The organism is Stenotrophomonas sp. YJH_SMC_8 (assembly GCF_059371315.1).
Genome location: NZ_JCAFUL010000002.1, coordinates 89,676 through 105,629, shown reverse-complemented (window position 1 = coordinate 105,629; position 15,954 = coordinate 89,676). Strand labels below are relative to the sequence as shown.

15 protein-coding genes are annotated in these 15,954 nt (G+C 65.9%); 7 read left to right on the top strand and 8 right to left on the bottom strand.

Translation table 11 applies throughout. The features are described from left to right. Positions 1-19: 19 nt before the first annotated feature. Positions 20-868 (bottom strand): endonuclease/exonuclease/phosphatase family protein, encoded by an 849-nt coding sequence (locus AC5P88_RS02400; protein ID WP_495224214.1) that lies wholly within the window; start codon positions 866-868, stop codon positions 20-22. 163 nt (positions 869-1,031) lie between these two features. On the opposite strand from AC5P88_RS02400, the gene AC5P88_RS02395 reads away from it, so the two are divergent. Both AC5P88_RS02395 and AC5P88_RS02390 read left to right on the top strand, forming a co-directional pair. Next, on the top strand, positions 1,032-2,597 hold the full coding sequence (locus tag AC5P88_RS02395; RefSeq protein WP_106550979.1) for a POT-type proton-dependent oligopeptide transporter: 1,566 nt from the start codon (positions 1,032-1,034) through the stop codon (positions 2,595-2,597). Between the two features lie 7 nt (positions 2,598-2,604). Beyond that, on the top strand, positions 2,605-3,231 hold the full coding sequence (locus AC5P88_RS02390; protein WP_111205080.1) for a rhomboid family intramembrane serine protease: 627 nt from the start codon (positions 2,605-2,607) through the stop codon (positions 3,229-3,231). A 55-nt stretch (positions 3,232-3,286) separates the two neighbouring features. Here AC5P88_RS02390 and AC5P88_RS02385 read toward each other — a convergent pair whose 3' ends face one another. After that, positions 3,287-3,448, bottom strand: a complete 162-nt coding sequence (locus AC5P88_RS02385; protein ID WP_005413966.1) for a hypothetical protein — start codon at positions 3,446-3,448, stop codon at positions 3,287-3,289. A 209-nt stretch (positions 3,449-3,657) separates the two neighbouring features. On the opposite strand from AC5P88_RS02385, the gene AC5P88_RS02380 reads away from it, so the two are divergent. From AC5P88_RS02380 to cfa, 3 genes are read left to right on the top strand one after another with little or no spacing between them, the layout of a single operon-like run. Further along, positions 3,658-3,960 (top strand): GNAT family N-acetyltransferase, encoded by a 303-nt coding sequence (locus AC5P88_RS02380; RefSeq protein ID WP_005417588.1) that lies wholly within the window; start codon positions 3,658-3,660, stop codon positions 3,958-3,960. A gap of 37 nt (positions 3,961-3,997) precedes the next feature. Then, on the top strand, positions 3,998-4,879 hold the full coding sequence (locus tag AC5P88_RS02375; RefSeq protein ID WP_495224212.1) for a DUF3298 and DUF4163 domain-containing protein: 882 nt from the start codon (positions 3,998-4,000) through the stop codon (positions 4,877-4,879). Positions 4,880-4,898: 19 nt separating this feature from the next. Beyond that, positions 4,899-6,014, top strand: a complete 1,116-nt coding sequence (gene cfa, locus AC5P88_RS02370) for a cyclopropane fatty acyl phospholipid synthase (RefSeq protein WP_111112309.1) — start codon at positions 4,899-4,901, stop codon at positions 6,012-6,014. Positions 6,015-6,152: 138 nt separating this feature from the next. Here the strand turns inward: cfa and AC5P88_RS02365 are convergent, their stop codons facing one another. Continuing rightward, a complete protein-coding gene (locus tag AC5P88_RS02365) occupies positions 6,153-8,321 on the bottom strand; it encodes a M3 family metallopeptidase (protein ID WP_495224210.1) in 2,169 nt (722 codons plus the stop codon). Positions 8,322-8,490: 169 nt separating this feature from the next. Here AC5P88_RS02365 and AC5P88_RS02360 point away from each other — a divergent pair, with 169 nt between their 5' ends. Next, complete coding sequence (locus AC5P88_RS02360) at positions 8,491-8,976, top strand: glutathione peroxidase (RefSeq protein ID WP_111112308.1); 486 nt, start codon at positions 8,491-8,493, stop codon at positions 8,974-8,976. 33 nt (positions 8,977-9,009) lie between these two features. Here AC5P88_RS02360 and AC5P88_RS02355 read toward each other — a convergent pair whose 3' ends face one another. The 5 genes from AC5P88_RS02355 to AC5P88_RS02335 all read right to left on the bottom strand — a co-directional run bounded on the left by AC5P88_RS02355 (position 9,010) and on the right by AC5P88_RS02335 (position 14,194). Beyond that, a complete protein-coding gene (locus tag AC5P88_RS02355; RefSeq protein WP_495224208.1) occupies positions 9,010-9,534 on the bottom strand; it encodes a TlpA disulfide reductase family protein in 525 nt (174 codons plus the stop codon). 198 nt (positions 9,535-9,732) lie between these two features. Then, entirely contained in the window at positions 9,733-10,512 is a 780-nt protein-coding gene (locus AC5P88_RS02350) for a ferredoxin--NADP reductase (RefSeq protein WP_006455701.1), read from the bottom strand. Positions 10,513-10,592: 80 nt separating this feature from the next. Beyond that, positions 10,593-12,446, bottom strand: coding sequence for an ABC transporter ATP-binding protein (locus AC5P88_RS02345; RefSeq protein WP_106550986.1), 1,854 nt, complete (start codon positions 12,444-12,446; stop codon positions 10,593-10,595). Positions 12,447-12,811: 365 nt separating this feature from the next. Beyond that, positions 12,812-13,261: a carboxymuconolactone decarboxylase family protein gene (locus AC5P88_RS02340; RefSeq protein ID WP_053509636.1), complete on the bottom strand. Its 450-nt coding sequence runs from the start codon at positions 13,259-13,261 to the stop codon at positions 12,812-12,814. Between the two features lie 36 nt (positions 13,262-13,297). After that, positions 13,298-14,194, bottom strand: a complete 897-nt coding sequence (locus tag AC5P88_RS02335; protein WP_106550987.1) for an RNA polymerase sigma-70 factor — start codon at positions 14,192-14,194, stop codon at positions 13,298-13,300. A gap of 158 nt (positions 14,195-14,352) precedes the next feature. Here AC5P88_RS02335 and AC5P88_RS02330 point away from each other — a divergent pair, with 158 nt between their 5' ends. After that, entirely contained in the window at positions 14,353-15,870 is a 1,518-nt protein-coding gene (locus AC5P88_RS02330) for a fumarate hydratase (RefSeq protein ID WP_049429429.1), read from the top strand. Positions 15,871-15,954 lie beyond the last annotated feature (84 nt).

Below are 15,954 nucleotides of genomic sequence, written 5' to 3'. Positions count from 1 at the left end.
ACCGGGGCCGGAGGCGGGGCTATTCGGTCGTGGCCGTATCACCCTGCAGGCGCAGGGTGGCCATCACGCCCAGGCGCAGGCCGGGCAGATCGCCGTCGGCGGGCAGCAGGATCGGCTGCTGGCGGATGCCGCCGAAGTGCTTGACCTGGAACAGCACGTCCAGGCCGTGACCACTGGCGCCGCCGCCGCTGGCCGCAGCGGCCTCGGCGCGGCCGCCGGGATTGCGCCGCGCCGGCTGGAAGCCGGGGGTGCTGCGTACCAGCTCCACGGTGTTGGCGGAGAAATCACCGGCGATCAGGCTGGGCATGCCTTCGGCAGTGGCGCCGATCCAGGTCATCAGGTCGCTGGTCTGGTGCTGGCGCGCGGTGGTCTCGTCCGGGTCCGGGCGCAGCCGCGCCACATAGATGTTGACCAGCGCCTCGCCCAGCTTCAGCCGCATCATGCCGGCCGCACTGAAGGTGCCGGGTGGGTGCAGCAGGGTGACTCCGTCCTCGCTGACCGGCAGCCGGGTCAGCATGGCATTGCCATGCCGCAGCGGCTGGCTGGGCGGGTCGGCGGTAACGAAGTCGCAGCTGTAGCGCAGCCGGCTGGCCAGCCAGCAGGCCGGATTGCGGCCCTGCTGCTGCAGCACCTGCTGCACCGAGATCACGTCAGGCTGCAGCTCGGTGAGCAGCTTTGCCACCTGTTCGCGACGCAGCTTCCACTGCGCGTCATCGCGACTGGGCAGTTCCAGGGCGGCCACGGTTAGCTGGTGCGGCTCGGCGTCACCGTTTGCGCTGGCCGGCACCTGCGTCCGAGCCTGGGCCGGCAACGCCAGCACCATTGCGAGGCAGCTGAGCAGCAGACGGGCGTGGGCGAGGGGGCGCATAACGATAAGTTTACGCTTTTGTCGTGCAGGTGCCGTGACTTCCGGCACGTAGTGTCGCTGCCTGCCATGGATTGGCACCGTTGTCATGCAGCCCTGCAGCGTGCTTCGCAAGCCGCTGTTCCGGTAACCTTGCGCCTTTCGCTTTGCAGGATTGCCTTACAGGATGAGCCACGACGCAGTTGCCCCCATCGCCGGCCAGGGAAAGATGCCGCGCCAGATCCCGTACATCATCGGCAATGAGGCCTGCGAGCGGTTCAGTTTCTACGGGATGCGCAACATCCTGGTGCAGTTCCTGATCACCTCGCTGCTGCTGCAGGAAATCACTGCGGAAGGGCGTGCCGGTGAAGCCAAGGACATCATGCACAGCTTCATGATCGGCGTGTACTTCTTCCCGCTGCTCGGTGGCTGGCTGGCCGACAGGTTCTTCGGCAAGTACCACACCATCCTCTGGTTCAGCCTGGTCTACTGCGCCGGCCACCTGTGCCTTGCCCTGTTCGAGAACAGCCGCGAGGGCTTCTTCCTCGGCCTGGGCCTGATCGCGCTCGGCGCCGGTGGCATCAAGCCGCTGGTGGCCTCGTTCATGGGTGACCAGTTCGACCAGAGCAACAAGCACCTGGCCAAGATCGTGTTCGACGCCTTCTACTGGATCATCAACTTCGGCTCGCTGTTCGCCTCGCTGCTGATCCCGCTGGTGCTGAAGAACTGGGGCCCGCAGTGGGCGTTCGGTATCCCGGGCATCCTGATGTTCATCGCCACCTTCGTGTTCTGGCTGGGCCGCAAGCGCTACGTGCTGGTGCCGTTGCCGCCGAAGGATCCGCATTCGTTCGCCAACGTGGTGCGCACCGCGCTGACCGCGCGCGTGGCGGGCCAGGGCCGTCCGGGCCTGGTGATCGCGGTGCTCGGCCTGGTGCTGGCAGTGGCTTCGTTCGGCCTGGTGGGCTCGCTGGGCATCGTCATCTGCCTGTGCCTGGCGCTGGTATCTATCCTGGCCGGTATCGGTGGTGGCACCTGGCTGCAGCTGGATCGCGCCCGTGGCCAGCATCCGGCCGAAGCGGTTGAGGGCGTGCGCTCGGTGCTGCGCGTGCTGGTGATCTTTGCCCTGACCACGCCGTTCTTCTCGCTGTTCGACCAGAAGGCCTCGACCTGGGTCCTGCAGGGCCAGCAGATGCAGATGCCGAGCTGGTTCACCGCCTCGCAGATGCAGGCGCTGAACCCGCTGCTGGTGATGATCCTGATCCCGTTCAACAACCTGGTGCTGTACCCGGCCCTGCGCCGCTTCGGCTTCGAGCCGACCGCGCTGCGCCGCATGACCGCCGGTATCGCCTTCAGCGGCCTGGCCTGGATCGTGGTCGGCGGTATCCAGGTGGTGATGGACGGTGGCAACGCCATGTCGATCTTCTGGCAGATGCTACCGTACGCGCTGCTGACCTTCGGTGAGGTGCTGGTCTCGGCCACCGGCCTGGAATTCGCCTACAGCCAGGCGCCGCAGGCGATGAAGGGCGTGGTGATGAGTTTCTGGAACCTGACCACCACCATCGGCAACCTGTGGGTGCTGCTGTCCAATGCCGCCGTGCGCAATGACACGGTGACCCACAAGATTGCCAGTACGGGCCTGAGCGAGGCGGCATTCCTGATGTTCTTCTTCGCCGGTTTCGCCTTCGTCGCGGCGTTGGCCTTCGGTTGGTACGCGAAACGCTATCGTATGGTCGACAACTACCGTAGCGCCTGAGCCTGACATGACCCCCGTCAATCTGCTGTTGATCGCCGTCACCGCCATCCTGTCGTGGATGGCGTTCAACAACCGCAAGCTGGCCGACCGGCTGATCCTGTGGCCGCCGGCCATCGACCGTCACCGCCAGTACGACCGGCTGGTGACCTATGGCTTCATCCACGCCGACTGGTCGCACCTGATCTTCAACATGATCACCCTGTTCTTCTTCGGGGGATTCATCGAGAGCGTGATGGTGCAGCTGACCGGCAGCTACCTGACCTACCCGGCGTTCTACATCGGAGCGCTGCTGGTCTCGATCCTGCCCAGCTACCTGAAGAACCAGAAGAACCCGAATTACCTCAGCCTCGGCGCGTCCGGAGCGGTGTCGGCGGTGCTGTTCGCCTTCATCCTGATCAAGCCGTGGTCGATCATCCTGGTGTTCTTCATCCCGGCACCGGCGATTGTCTATGCCGCGTTCTACGTGGGCTACAGCATCTGGATGGACAAGCGCGGTGGTGATCGCATCAACCACAGCGCGCACCTGGCCGGTGCAGCGTTCGGCGTGATCTTCATGCTGGCCATGCAGCCGAGCATCTTCACCCACTTCCTGCGCGAACTCTCCAACCCGACCTTCCGCCTCGGCGGCGGTTGAGCGGCAGGGGTCGGATCCGCTGGATCCGACCCCGGGGCAGGGCCCCCGCTCCTGGTCAGGCGCGGGTCTGCTGGCCGTAGGTGTCCAGCAGACGGGCGAATACTTCTTCACCGATACGCTGGAAATCCTGGTCTTCGGTCTGCCCTTCCACCGCCAGTTGCAGCAGGCCCTCCAGCAGGGCGCGGTCGGTATCGGAATGGGAATCGCTGGGGTGCATCGGGGCCTCCGCGGTGATGCGCATGGTCAACGGTCGCAAGGGCCGTGCCAGCCTGGCCGTACCCCTCCACAGGCGATAGCGGCCGTCCTCCCTCCAGCTTGAGGGTCGAAATCTGACGTGAATGGATTGGACTTGCCCCTGTTCAGGCTTCACGCGATCATGGCGCCCGGCTGCGCACCATCCACGCAGTCGCCGCAGGAGACAGTTCCATGGCTTCGGTCACGCCCCCCGGTCTGGCCTACGAGGTCGAACACGACCTGGCCAACCATCGCTTCACCGCCCGTGTGCGCGGACAGCTGGCGGTGCTCGATTACCAGATCAAACGCAAGCGCATGGTCATCACCCACACCGAAGTGCCAGAGCCGATTGCCGGCCGTGGCATCGCCGGTGAGCTGACCCGCGTGGCGCTGCGCTTTGCCCGCGAGCAGAAGTACAAGGTGGTGCCGGCATGTTCGTATGCCGAAGCCTTCCTGCAGCGGCACGAGGAGTATCACGACCTGCTCGTTGGCTGAATGCCAGCGGGCCACGCTTCAGCCATGGCAGGCGATGATGTACAAACATGAACAGGGGATCCCGATGAAGATTGGAAACAACCGGCCATTGCGCGGCAGCGTGCTGGCCGGCGTGGTGGGCGTGCTGTTGCTGGCCGGTTGCCAGCGTGAGAGCGAGCCGGCACCGGCGACCGATGCGGCCCCCGCCGCCGAGGCCACCGCTGCGGGTGAAACGCCGGCCCCGGACGCGCCGCTGGACCTGCGCGACGTGATCGAGAACAACGAGCGCGAAGTGGTGGGCATCAGCTACCCGGCCGGCATCGACCGCTACCCGGGCCTGGCGCGCGCGCTGCAGGACTATGCCACCAGCGCGCGCAGTGACCTGCAGCAGGCGCTGGACGGGCTTGGCAACGACAAGCCGACCATGCCGTACGAGCTGTCGCTGAGTTTCGAGAAGCTGTTGGAAACCCCGCAGCTGGTGGTGGTCAGTGCCGATGGCAGCCGCTACACCGGTGGCGCCCACGGCGAGCCGCTGGTGGCCCGCTTCGTATGGCTGCCGCAGCACCAGCAGATGCTCAGCGCCGAGAAGCTGGTGGCCGATGCCAAGGGCTGGAAGGCGATCAGCGATTTCGTCGCCGACCAGCTGCGCGAACGCGTGGCCACCCGCCTCAGCGGCGAGGACATGGACCCGGCCCAGCTGCAGGAATCGCTGCGCAACGCATCGCGCATGATCGCCGACGGTACCGGCCCGCAGGCCGACAATTTCAGCCAGTTCCAGCCGCTGACCGACGACAAGGGGCAGATCACCGCGCTGCGCTTTGTGTTCCCGCCGTACCAGGTGGGTCCATACTCGGACGGCACCCAGACTGCCGATGTACCGGCGGCGGTGCTGTTGCCGCACGTGGCCAAGGACTACGTGGAGCTGTTCGCACGCGGTTGACCGCAGTCGAGGAGGTGGCGTGGATACAGGGTTGCAGGAGCGGGTCGCCGGCCTGCTGCAGGAAGCCGGGGTCCGCATCGGCGGTACCCAGCCACAGGACATCCAGGTGCATGACCCGCGCTTCTTCGCGCGGGTCATGGGCCACGGCTCGCTGGGTCTCGGCGAGAGCTACATGGAGGGTTGGTGGGATGCCAACGTCCTCGATGAATTCCTTGTCCACCTGATGCAGGCGCACCTGGACGAACGGGTGCACGGTTGGCGCGAAGTGGCCGATGCGCTGAAGGCGCGGCTGTTCAACCTGCAGGCCGGGCAGGGCAGCTACGAAGTCGGCCGCCGCCACTATGACCTCGGCAACGATCTCTACCAGGCCATGCTCGGCCAGCGGCTGGTCTACAGCTGCGGCTACTGGCGCAATGCCGGTGATCTCGACGCCGCACAGGAAGCCAAGCTCGACCTGGTCTGCCGCAAGCTGGGCCTGCGCCCGGGGCAGCGCGTGCTGGACATTGGCTGCGGTTGGGGCGAAGCCCTGAAGTTCGCCGCTGAGCGCTACGGTGTCAGCGGCGTCGGCGTGACGATTTCGCAGGAGCAGGCTGAGTTCGCGCGGAACCTGTGCGCGGGCCTGCCGATCGAGATCCGCCTGCAGGACTACCGCGAGCTGGACGAACCGTTCGATGCGATTTTTTCGATCGGCATGTTCGAGCATGTCGGCGACAAGAACTACGCCAGCTTCTTCGAGGTGGCCCGGCGCTGCCTGTCGTCGCGCGGGTTGCTGCTGCTGCACACCATCGGTACCAACATCTCGCGGCATCGCACCGATCCGTGGATCGCGCGCTACATCTTCCCCAATTCAATGCTGCCGTCGGCGGTGCAGATCAGCAAGGCGTTCGAAGGGCGCTTCGTGCTGGAGGACTGGCACAACTTCGGCACCGACTACGACCTGACCCTGCAGGCCTGGCGACGCAACGTGGAAGCCGCGTGGCCGCGGCTGGATGCCCGTTACGACGAGCATTTCCGCCGCATGTGGCGCTTCTACCTGGCCGGATCGATGGCCACCTTCCGTTGCCGGCACGCGCAGCTGTGGCAGCTGGTGCTGTCGCCGGAAGGCGTGCCGGGCGGGTACGTGGCGCCGCGTTGATCTGGAAGAGCATCCACGCATGGCGTGGATCTACCGGGTCTGCGTAATGAGGGTAGATCCACGCCATGCGTGGATGACCCAACAAAAAAACCGCCCGGTTTCCCGGGCGGTTTTCGTTTCAGGCTACCGCACCAGCGATCAGTTGCCGGCGCCGGTCAGGCCACGCTTTTCCAGCAGCGGCTCGATCTGCGGCTCGTGGCCGGCGAAATCGCGGAACAGCTGCATCGCATCCACGCTGCCGCCCTTGGACAGCAGGGTGGCGCGGAAGTGGTCGCCGTTCTTGCGGCTCAGGCCGCCGTTGTCCTTGAACCACTTCTGGGTGTTCGCGTCGAGCACTTCCGACCAGATGTAGGCGTAGTAGCCGGCCGAATAGCCGCCCATGATGTGGCTGAAGTACGGGGTCTTGTAGCGCGGCGGAACCGGCGCGTAGTAGATGCCGTCCTTCTCCAGCGCGGCGCGCTCGAAGGCCATCACGTCCTTGGCGGCCGGCACCTGGTCGGCGCCGATCTGGTGCCAGCGCTGATCAAGCATGGCTGCACCCAGGTACTCGGTGGTGGCGAAGCCCTGGTTGAACTTGGCGGCAGCCAGCACCTTGTCCAGCAGTGCCTGCGGCATCGCCGAACCATTCTGGTAGTGCTTGGCGTAGTTCTTCAGGATGACCGGGTTGTCCGACCACATCTCGTTGACCTGCGAGGGGAACTCGACGAAGTCACGCGGCACCGAGGTGCCCGAGAAGTACGGGTACTTCACGTTGGAGAACATGCCGTGCAGGGCGTGGCCGAACTCGTGGAAGGTGGTGTTCACCTCGTCCCAGGTCAGCAGGGTCGGCTGGCCGGCCGGCGGCTTCGGGATGTTCAGGTGGTTGGCGACCACCGGCTTGAAGCCGGTCAGCTTGGACTGCGAGACGTAGGAGTTCATCCACGCGCCACCGCGCTTGGAGGCACGCGCATACGGGTCGAAGATGAAGATCGCCAGCTGGCTGCCGTCGGCGTCGAACACGTCGTAGACAGTGACGTCATCGTGGTAGACCGGCAGGTCGGTGCGCTGCTTGAAGGTCAGGCCGAATTCCTGGCCAGCGGCGTAGAACACGCCGTTCTCAAGCACGTTCTTCATTTCGAAGTACGGCTTCAGCTGCGACTCGTCGAAGTTGTACTTGGCCTGGCGCACCTTCTCGCTGTAGAAGGCCCAGTCCCACGGTTCCAGCTGGAAGGTCGGCTTGCGCGCGGCCTTCTGTTCCTTGTCGATCATCGCCTGCAGGTCGGCGGCTTCGCGCTTGGCGTTGGCCACGGCGGCCGGAGCCAGCTTGCCCAGCATCGCGTTGACCGCTTCGGGCGTCTTGGCGGTCTGGTTGGTCAGGTTGTAGGCGGCGAAGTTCGGGAAGCCCATCAGCTTGGCCTTGTCGGCACGCAGCTGCATGATGCGCGAGACCAGCGCGGTGTTGTCGAACTCACCGCCGCGGCTGCCGCGGCTGACCGACGCTTCGTAGATCTTCTGGCGCAGGGCGCGGTTGGCCAGGTTGGTCAGCGGCGGCTGGCCGGTGGTGTTGAGCAGGGTGATCACGTACTTGCCGTCCTGGCCGCGGGCCTTGGCGGCTTCGGCGGCGGCGGCGATCTGTTCCTTGGACAGGCCGTCCAGTTCCTTGACGTCGTCGACGGTGATCGCCGAAGCGTTCACTTCCGACTGCACGTTCTGGCTGAACCTGGTACCCAGATTGGCCAGCTCGGCGTTCATCTCCTTCAGCTTGGCCTTGTCGGCCTCGGACAGCTTGGCGCCTGCGCGCACGTAGTTGTCGTAGTACTTCTCGACCAGGCGCACGCCTTCGGCGTCCAGGCCCAGCTGGCTGCGGGTGTCGTACAGCGCCTGGATGCGGGCGAACAGCTTGCCGTTCAGCGCGATCGCATCGCTGTGCGCGGCGAACTTCGCCGAGTAGTCGGCCTGCAGCTTCTTGCGGGTGTCGTTGGTATCGGCGCCCACCAGGCTGAAGAACACGGTGGTCGCGCGGTCGAGGATGTCACCGCTCTTTTCCAGGGCGATGATGGTGTTGTCGAAGGTCGGCTTGGCCTTGTTGTTGGCGATGGCCTCCACTTCCTTCAGCTGCTGCGCCATGCCGGCGTCGAAGGCCGGGGCGAAGTCGCTGTCCTTGATCTTGTCGAACTGCGGGAAGTGCAGCGGCAGCGGGCTTTCGGCAAAGAACGGGTTGGCCTGCTGGGCGGCGGTGCTGGCGGCCGGGGTGGCGGCGCCGGCCGAGAAGGCGGGCAGGGCAAGGCCGAGGGACATGGCCACGGCAAGGGCAAGGCGAGTGGTCAAGGTAGGAACTCCGGTAAGGCAAACAAGGGCCCGAGGGTAACCCGGCCAGCCGTGTGCCCACTTGTGTCAAAAGGCATGTTCACGCCGCCGCGATGCCGTGGAGCCACTGCACCGGAGGCTGGCCCGCTACCATGGGCCGCCCCCCCCCCACCGCCCAAGGCCCGCCAGCATGACCACCGCCTACGATTTCAGCTTCAACGACCTCGACGGCCAGCCGCAGGCCTTGGAGCGGTACCGCGGCAAGGCGCTGCTGTTGGTCAATGTGGCCAGCAAGTGTGGTTTCACCCCGCAGTACGAGGGGCTGGAGGCGCTGTGGCGCGAGTACGGCCCGAGGGGCCTGGTGGTGATCGGCTTCCCCTGTGACCAGTTCGGTCACCAGGAACCAGGCAATGCCGAGGAGATCCGGAGTTTCTGCTCGCTGACCTATGCAGTGGACTTCCCGCTCTCGGAGAAGATCCAGGTCAACGGCGACGGCGCGCATCCGCTGTGGAAGTGGCTGAAGGCCGAGAAGACCGGGCTGCTGGGCCTGAGCGCGATCAAATGGAACTTCAGCAAGTTCCTGATCGGACGTCAGGGGCAGGTGCTGGGGCGCTATGCACCTACCGACAAGCCGGAAAGCCTGCGCGGGGATGTCGAGAAGGCATTGCAGCCCTGAGCACGCGGGCGCGTTCTCCTGCCGGAGGGCGGATCATCCCTGCGGCGGACGGTTGCGCACCTCTTCAGGGAGCTGGGCCAGGATGGCGTCAATCACCTTGGGCAGGCTTTCTTCGGAGTAGCCGCGGTGGATATGGGCAATCCGGCCGTCCTGTCCGATGATGAACATGTGCGGGATGGTCTGGATGCCGTACTGGTCGCTGACCTCGCCCTTGGCGTCGTGAATGTAGTCCAGCACCGGCGCATTTCGGTTGCGTATCACGCTGATGAAGTCGCGACGCGGTTCCTTGAAGTTGACCGCATACACCTGCAGGGCGTCGCGCCCGACCACTCGCTGCAGGTTGCCCAGCATGGGCAGTTCCTTGCGGCACGGGCCACACCAGGACGCCCAGAATGTCACGATGACCACTTTGCCTCGCTGGGTGCCGAGATCGACCAGGTTGCCGTCGCGATCCTTGCCCAGGATCTGCGGTGGTACCTCGTTCGGGCGCGGGCGCGAAGCCGGGTCGACGGGCGCGGCGGTGGCGACACCACTTGCCGCCAGCAGTGCGGCGGCCAATACCAATACACGACGAAGCGTCCTGATCATCGCTGTTCCAGGTAGGGGCGGGCTCACTGCCCGCCGAGCTCGGAGCATACGCAATTGCGGGAAGCAGGCGAATCCCTTCGGCCCCGCGATGGCCACGCCCGGGTGGGCCGGGCGCAGGCCCGGCGCCATTCAAGCCGAGCGTGGGCTCGGCTCTACGGATGCAACGCGTTACTTCTCGACGAACGCGCGCTCGAACACGTAGTGGCCCGGCTGGCCGATGCGCGGCGAGACCTGGAAGCCGCGCGCATCAAGCACGCTGCGCAGGTCGGCCAGCATCTGCGGGCTGCCGCAGATCATCGCGCGGTCGTTTTCCGGGCTCAGTTCCGGCAGGCCGAGGGTGCGCTGCATTTCACCGCTTTCCATCAGCGAGGTCAGGCGGCCCTGGTTGGCGAACGGCTCGCGGGTGACGGCCGGGTAGTACAGCAGCTTGTCGCCGATCATCTCGCCGAGGAACTCGTGCTCACGCAGCTCCTTCTCGAAATAATCGCGGTAGGCCAGGTCCTTTTCGTAGCGCACGCCGTGGCAGAGGATCACCTTCTCGAAACGCTCGTAGGTTTCCGGGTCCTTGATCACCGACAGCCACGGCGCCATGCCGGTACCGGTGCCCAGCAGGTACAGGTTCTTGCCCGGGTGCAGGTCGCTGATCAGCAGGGTGCCGGTGGGTTTCTTGCCAACCAGCACCTTGTCGCCCGGCTTGATGTGCTGCAGCCGCGAGGTCAGCGGGCCGTCCTGCACCTTGATGCTGAAGAACTCCAGATGCTCTTCCCAGTTGGCGCTGGCAATGGAATAGGCGCGCAGCAGCGGCCGCGCCTCGGTTTCCAGGCCGATCATCACGAACTGGCCGTTCTCGAAGCGGAAGCCGCTGTCGCGGGTGAGGGTGAAGCTGAAGTAGGCGTCGGTCCAGTGGCGGACCTCAAGCACCGTTTCGGCGCCGAAAGCGGAGGACATGGGCGTATCTATCGAAAGTCGTCGGGGGTGATTCTATCTCAAATGAGACAGGTTCTCATTAGGCGGAACGAGAGGCGTTCTCAGCGGTAACCCGCTGCCTGCAGCTCGAACAGCTCGGCGTACCGTCCTCCCTGGGCCATCAGCTGCTCATGGGTGCCGCTGGCCTCGATGCGGCCATCGGCCAGCACCAGGATGCGATCGGCCATGCGTACCGAAGAGAAACGGTGGGAAATCAGCACTGCCGTACGATTATCCGCCAGCTCCCTGAACCGCTGGAACACTTCGAACTCACTGCGCGCATCCAGCGCTGCGGTTGGCTCATCCAGGATCATCACCTGCGCATTGCGCATCCACGCGCGGGCAATGGCGATCTTCTGCCACTGGCCACCGGACAGGTCCACGCCCTGCTTGAAGCGGCGGCCGATCAGCTGGTTGTAGCCGCCGGGCAGGTCGTCAATCACTTCCTCGGCCATGCCTCGCCGCGCGGCATCGGCGATGCGCGCCTGGTCATCCATCGCCTCGACCTGGCCGACGCCGATGTTCTCGCCGGCGCTGAGGTTGTAGCGCACGAAGTCCTGGAAGATCACCCCGAGGTTGGCGCGCAGGTCGTCCAGGTCGTAGTCGCGCAGGTCGCGGCCATCGAGCAGGATGCGGCCTTCGTCCGGCTCGTACAGCCTCGCCAGCAGCTTCACCAGCGTGGTCTTGCCGGCGCCGTTCTCGCCGACCAGGGCCAGCACCTCGCCGGCCTGCAGCTGGAAATCGAGGTGGCGCACCGCCCATTGCTCAGCATCGGGGTAACGGAAGCCGACGTTCTCGAACACGAAGCCCTGGCGGATCGGCTGCGGTACGCGCACCGCGCCTTCGCGCGAGTGGATTTCCGGCTGGATCTGGAAGAACGAGAACAGGTCGTCCAGGTACAGCGCCTGGCTGGCCACCTGCGAGAACCCGATCAACAGGCCCTCCAGCAACTGGCGCAGGCGCAGGAAGCTGCCGGCGAGGAAGGTCAGGTCGCCGATCGAGAAATCGCCACGCACCGTGCGCCAGGCGATGTAGGCATAGGCGGTGTAGTAGCCCAGCGTGCCCAGCGCGGCCAGCAGCGTGCCCCAGAACGCGCGGCGCCGGGCCAGTGCACGGTTGGCCTGGAACAACGCCACCGACAGCCGCCGGTAGCGCTCCACCAGGAAGCGGTGCAGGTTGTAGATCTTCACTTCCTTGGCCGTTTCCACGCTGGCACCCAACTGGCGCAGGTAGTCGAGCTGGCGGCGCTCGGGCGTCCACTGGAAGTTGAGGCTGTAGCCGGCCGCGTTGAAGTGCGATTCGCCGATGAAGGCCGGCACCAGTGCCAGCGCCAGCAGCAGGATCAGCCACGGCGCGTAGACCAGCAGACCGACGGCGAGGCTGGCCACGGTGATCGCATCCTGCACCTGGCCGAACAGCTGGCTCATCAGGTTCATACGGCCCATGGTCTGGCGCCGCGCACGGTCCAGCTTGTCCTGCAGGTCCGGGTCCTCGAAGTCCTCCAGATCCAGTGTCGCAGCGTGTTCCATCAGCCGGATGCTGGTGACGTTGGCGAACAACTCCGAGAGCAGGGCATCGGCGTAGCTGACCAGGCGGCCCAGCAGGTCCGAGGCGATGGCCAGGCCGAACTCCAGCGCCAGCAGGCCCAGCAGCGGGTTGAGCAGGCCGCTGGACAACGCTTCGCCCAGTGGCGGGAAGCCGGCATCGTGCTGGCTCAGGTGCAGCGCGCTGTCGATGATCAGCTTGCCGACGTAGAGCATCGCCACCGGCAGCAGTGCACGGATCAGGCGCAGCCCAAGGCTGGCCAGGGTAAGCGCGGGGCTGGTCTTCCAGACCATGCGCAGGAACGGAGGCAGGTTGCGCATCGCCCTGAAGCGCTGGCGCAGGCTGGGTTTCTTTTCGGAGGCAGCAGGCATCCGTTTATTGTGCGCGCCCCGGCCGTGCAGAGGGGGTCAGTGCAGGCGTGCGGCCCGGGGTCAGATCCCTTTGCCCTGCAAAGGGATCTGACCCTGCTGCATCCACGCATGGCGTGGATCTACCGTGTCGACCAAGGTCGACACCCACCAACAGCAGTAGAAGTCTGTCGAGGGCGGGGTGGGTCCGGTTGCGGGGGGGGGGCAGCCGCATGGATGCGGCTGCCAAGCCCCCAAGGACGGGTTTACGGCGTCTCCCGTAACCGGATCCACCTCGCCATCCCTCAGGAAACCAGCTTCTGACGTTGCTGTTGTTTCGGCTGTTGCCTCTGCGGGTGCCGGGCGGCAGCCTGGCCAACAAAACCCTCTTACGGCAGCGGCGGCAGCAGCCCTGCACCCAGCCGGTTCCAGGCATTGATCACGGCGATGCCCATGCTCAGGTCGCTGATGCCCTTCTCATCGAAGTGCGGCGCCAGTGCATCGAACGCCGCCTGCGAGGGCGCGCCGTCGGTCAGCCGGGTCAGCGCCTCGGCCCAGCCCAGCGCCGCGCGCTCGCGTGCATCGAAGAAGCGGCTTTCATGCCAGGCCGGCAGCGTGTCCAGCTTGCGCGGCTCGATGCCGCCCTTGCGCAGCGCGGTGCCGTGCATGTCCATGCAGTAGCCACAGCCATTGAGCTGCGACACGCGCAGGAACAGCAGTTCCATCAGGGTCGGGTCGATCGAGCTGTCATGCACCGCCTTGCTGGTGGCCAGCAGGCCCTTGAAGGCCTCGGCGGCCAGGCGGGTGTACGGAACGCGGGGAGAGGCGTGGTCGGACATTTTCGGCTCCACGGCGGCCACAGTGGCCGCCTTTCACTACCAGGACGCCGTACCGTCGCCGCGCGTGACAACATCCGGCAGCTTTTCCGGATTCAGCACGCTGTACACATTGGCAATACGGCCATCGACCACCTCGATGGTGGTGACCGAGTGCAAGTGCTCGCCGTGGAAGCGCAGGATCGCCGGCTCGCCGTTGACGTAGCCCAGCTGCGCTGGATGCACCGCGCCACGACGTGCGATCGCCCAGAACAGGCGGCCGATGCGCTCGGCGCCCAGCAGTGGACGCACCGCCGCGGTGACCACGCCGCCGCCGTCGGACACCAGCAACGCGTTGGTGTGCAGCAGGGCCTGGATCGCCTCGCTGTCACCACGTTGCGAAGCATCCATGAAGCGCGCCAGCAACTGCCGGTGCTGGCTGGCGTCGGCGTTGAAGCGGGGCCGCCCGGACTGCAGGCGCTGTTTCGCGCGGTGCACCAGCTGCCGGCAGTTGGCCTCGCTGTGGCCGATCAGGTCGGCGATCTCGCGATAGTCGTGGTCGAAGGCTTCCTTCAGCAGGAAAGCGGCGCGCTCTTCAGGGCCCAGCTGCTCAAGCAGGGTCAGGAAGGCGACCGAGACATCGTCGGCCAGCGCGTGCAGCTGGGCCGGGCCGGGCGCAGGATCGGGCTCCAGCGTGACTGCCAGCGGCTCGGCCAGCCACGGGCCGACGTAGTGCGCGCGCTCACGCTTGGCGGCACGAAGGCGGTCCAGGCCGAGTCGTGTGGTGGTGGTGACCAGCCAGGCCTCGGCATCGCGGACCCCGGCCGGATCGGCGCCGGACCAGCGCAGCCAGGCATCCTGGACCACGTCTTCGGCATCGGCGCGGCTGCCGAGCAGGCGGTAGGCCAGCGCCATCAGGCGCGGGCGGTGGGTCTGGAAAGCGGTTTCGGCGTTCATGTGGGCAAGGACGCCGCAGCGGCGCGTGGCGTGACAGGGGAGGTGGGGTCAGATCCCTGTCCCTGGGAAAGGGATCTGACCCCTGACTCTACCTGCGGCCGGGGGAGGGGGTAAAATGGGCGGATTACCCCCGCCAGCCTTGAGCAAGCGAGCAAGCCGTGACATCGATCAAGCAGGAAGACCTCATCCAGTCCATCGCCGACGCGCTGCAGTACATCTCGTACTACCACCCGGTCGACTACATCAAGAACCTCGCCGCCGCCTACGAGCGCGAGGAGTCGCCGGCCGCGAAGGAAGCGATGGCCCAGATCCTGATCAATTCGCGGATGTGCGCCGAAGGCCACCGTCCGATCTGCCAGGACACCGGCATCGTCACCGTGTTCCTGGAAATCGGCATGGACGTGCGCTGGGACGACGCCACCATGGGCGTGGAAGACATGGCCAATGAAGGCGTGCGCCGTGCCTACATGCACCCGGACAACAAGCTGCGCGCCTCGGTGCTGGCCGATCCGGCCGGCAAGCGCATCAACACCAGGGACAACACCCCGGGCGTGGTCAACGTCAAGGTTGTGCCGGGCAACACGGTCGATGTGATCGTCGCCGCCAAGGGCGGTGGCTCGGAAGCGAAGACCAAGTTCGCCATGCTCAACCCGTCCGACTCGATCGTCGACTGGGTGTTGAAGACCGTGCCGACCATGGGCGCCGGCTGGTGCCCGCCGGGCATGCTTGGCATCGGCATCGGTGGCACCGCCGAGAAGGCGATGCTGCTGGCCAAGGAAGCGCTGATGGAGCCGATCGACATCACTGAGCTGCAGGCCCGTGGTGCCTCCAACCGCATCGAAGAGCTGCGCCTGGAGCTGTACGAGAAGGTCAACGCGCTGGGCATCGGCGCACAGGGCCTGGGCGGCCTGACCACCGTGCTCGACATCAAGATCAACGATTACCCGACCCATGCGGCCAACCTGCCGGTGGCGATGATTCCGAACTGCGCTGCGACCCGCCATGCGCATTTCACGCTGGATGGCAGCGGCCCGGTGATGCTGGACCCGCCGTCGCTGGAAGACTGGCCGAAGCTGACCTACGACGCGTCCAAGGGTACCCGCGTGGACCTGGACACGATCACCCCGGAAGACGTGGCCAGCTGGAAGCCCGGCCAGACCCTGCTGCTCAACGGCAAGCTGCTGACCGGCCGCGACGCCGCGCACAAGCGCATGGTCGACATGCTCAACAAGGGCGAGGAACTGCCGGTCGACCTGAAGGGTCGCTTCATCTACTACGTCGGCCCGGTCGATCCGGTGCGCGATGAAGTGGTGGGCCCGGCCGGTCCGACCACCGCCACCCGCATGGACAAGTTCACCCGCCAGGTGCTGGAGCAGACCGGCCTGCTGGGCATGGTCGGCAAGGCCGAGCGTGGCCCGGCGGCCATCGAGGCGATCCGTGACAACAAGTCGGCCTACCTGATGGCCGTCGGTGGTTCGGCCTACCTGGTGTCCAAGGCGATCAAGGCGGCCAAGGTGGTCGGTTTCGCCGACCTGGGCATGGAAGCGATCTACGAGTTCACCGTGCAGGACATGCCGGTGACCGTGGCGGTTGATTCCACCGGCGAGTCGGTGCACAAGACCGGCCCGCGCGAATGGCAGGCCCGCATCGGCAAGATTCCGGTGGTGGTGGAGTAAGCCATCCGCCGCGGACCAGGCAACGGCGCCCGTGTGGCGCCGTTGTTGTGTGGGCCGAAGGATTAACGCTCGTGTAGCGGTTGC

Bases quoted from the DNA above. Each gene is read 5' to 3' on its own strand.
- AC5P88_RS02400 (WP_495224214.1), bottom strand. From the start codon at position 868: ATGCGCCCCCTCGCCCACGCCCGTCTGCTGCTCAGCTGCCTCGCAATG.
- AC5P88_RS02350 (WP_006455701.1), bottom strand. From the start codon at position 10,512: ATGTCCTCCGCTTTCGGCGCCGAAACGGTGCTTGAGGTCCGCCACTGG.
- AC5P88_RS02375 (WP_495224212.1), top strand. From the start codon at position 3,998: ATGTACAAACATGAACAGGGGATCCCGATGAAGATTGGAAACAACCGG.
- AC5P88_RS02385 (WP_005413966.1), bottom strand. From the start codon at position 3,448: ATGCACCCCAGCGATTCCCATTCCGATACCGACCGCGCCCTGCTGGAG.
- AC5P88_RS02345 (WP_106550986.1), bottom strand. From the start codon at position 12,446: ATGCCTGCTGCCTCCGAAAAGAAACCCAGCCTGCGCCAGCGCTTCAGG.
- AC5P88_RS02380 (WP_005417588.1), top strand. From the start codon at position 3,658: ATGGCTTCGGTCACGCCCCCCGGTCTGGCCTACGAGGTCGAACACGAC.
- AC5P88_RS02335 (WP_106550987.1), bottom strand. From the start codon at position 14,194: ATGAACGCCGAAACCGCTTTCCAGACCCACCGCCCGCGCCTGATGGCG.
- AC5P88_RS02360 (WP_111112308.1), top strand. From the start codon at position 8,491: ATGACCACCGCCTACGATTTCAGCTTCAACGACCTCGACGGCCAGCCG.
- AC5P88_RS02395 (WP_106550979.1), top strand. From the start codon at position 1,032: ATGAGCCACGACGCAGTTGCCCCCATCGCCGGCCAGGGAAAGATGCCG.
- AC5P88_RS02340 (WP_053509636.1), bottom strand. From the start codon at position 13,261: ATGTCCGACCACGCCTCTCCCCGCGTTCCGTACACCCGCCTGGCCGCC.
- AC5P88_RS02390 (WP_111205080.1), top strand. From the start codon at position 2,605: ATGACCCCCGTCAATCTGCTGTTGATCGCCGTCACCGCCATCCTGTCG.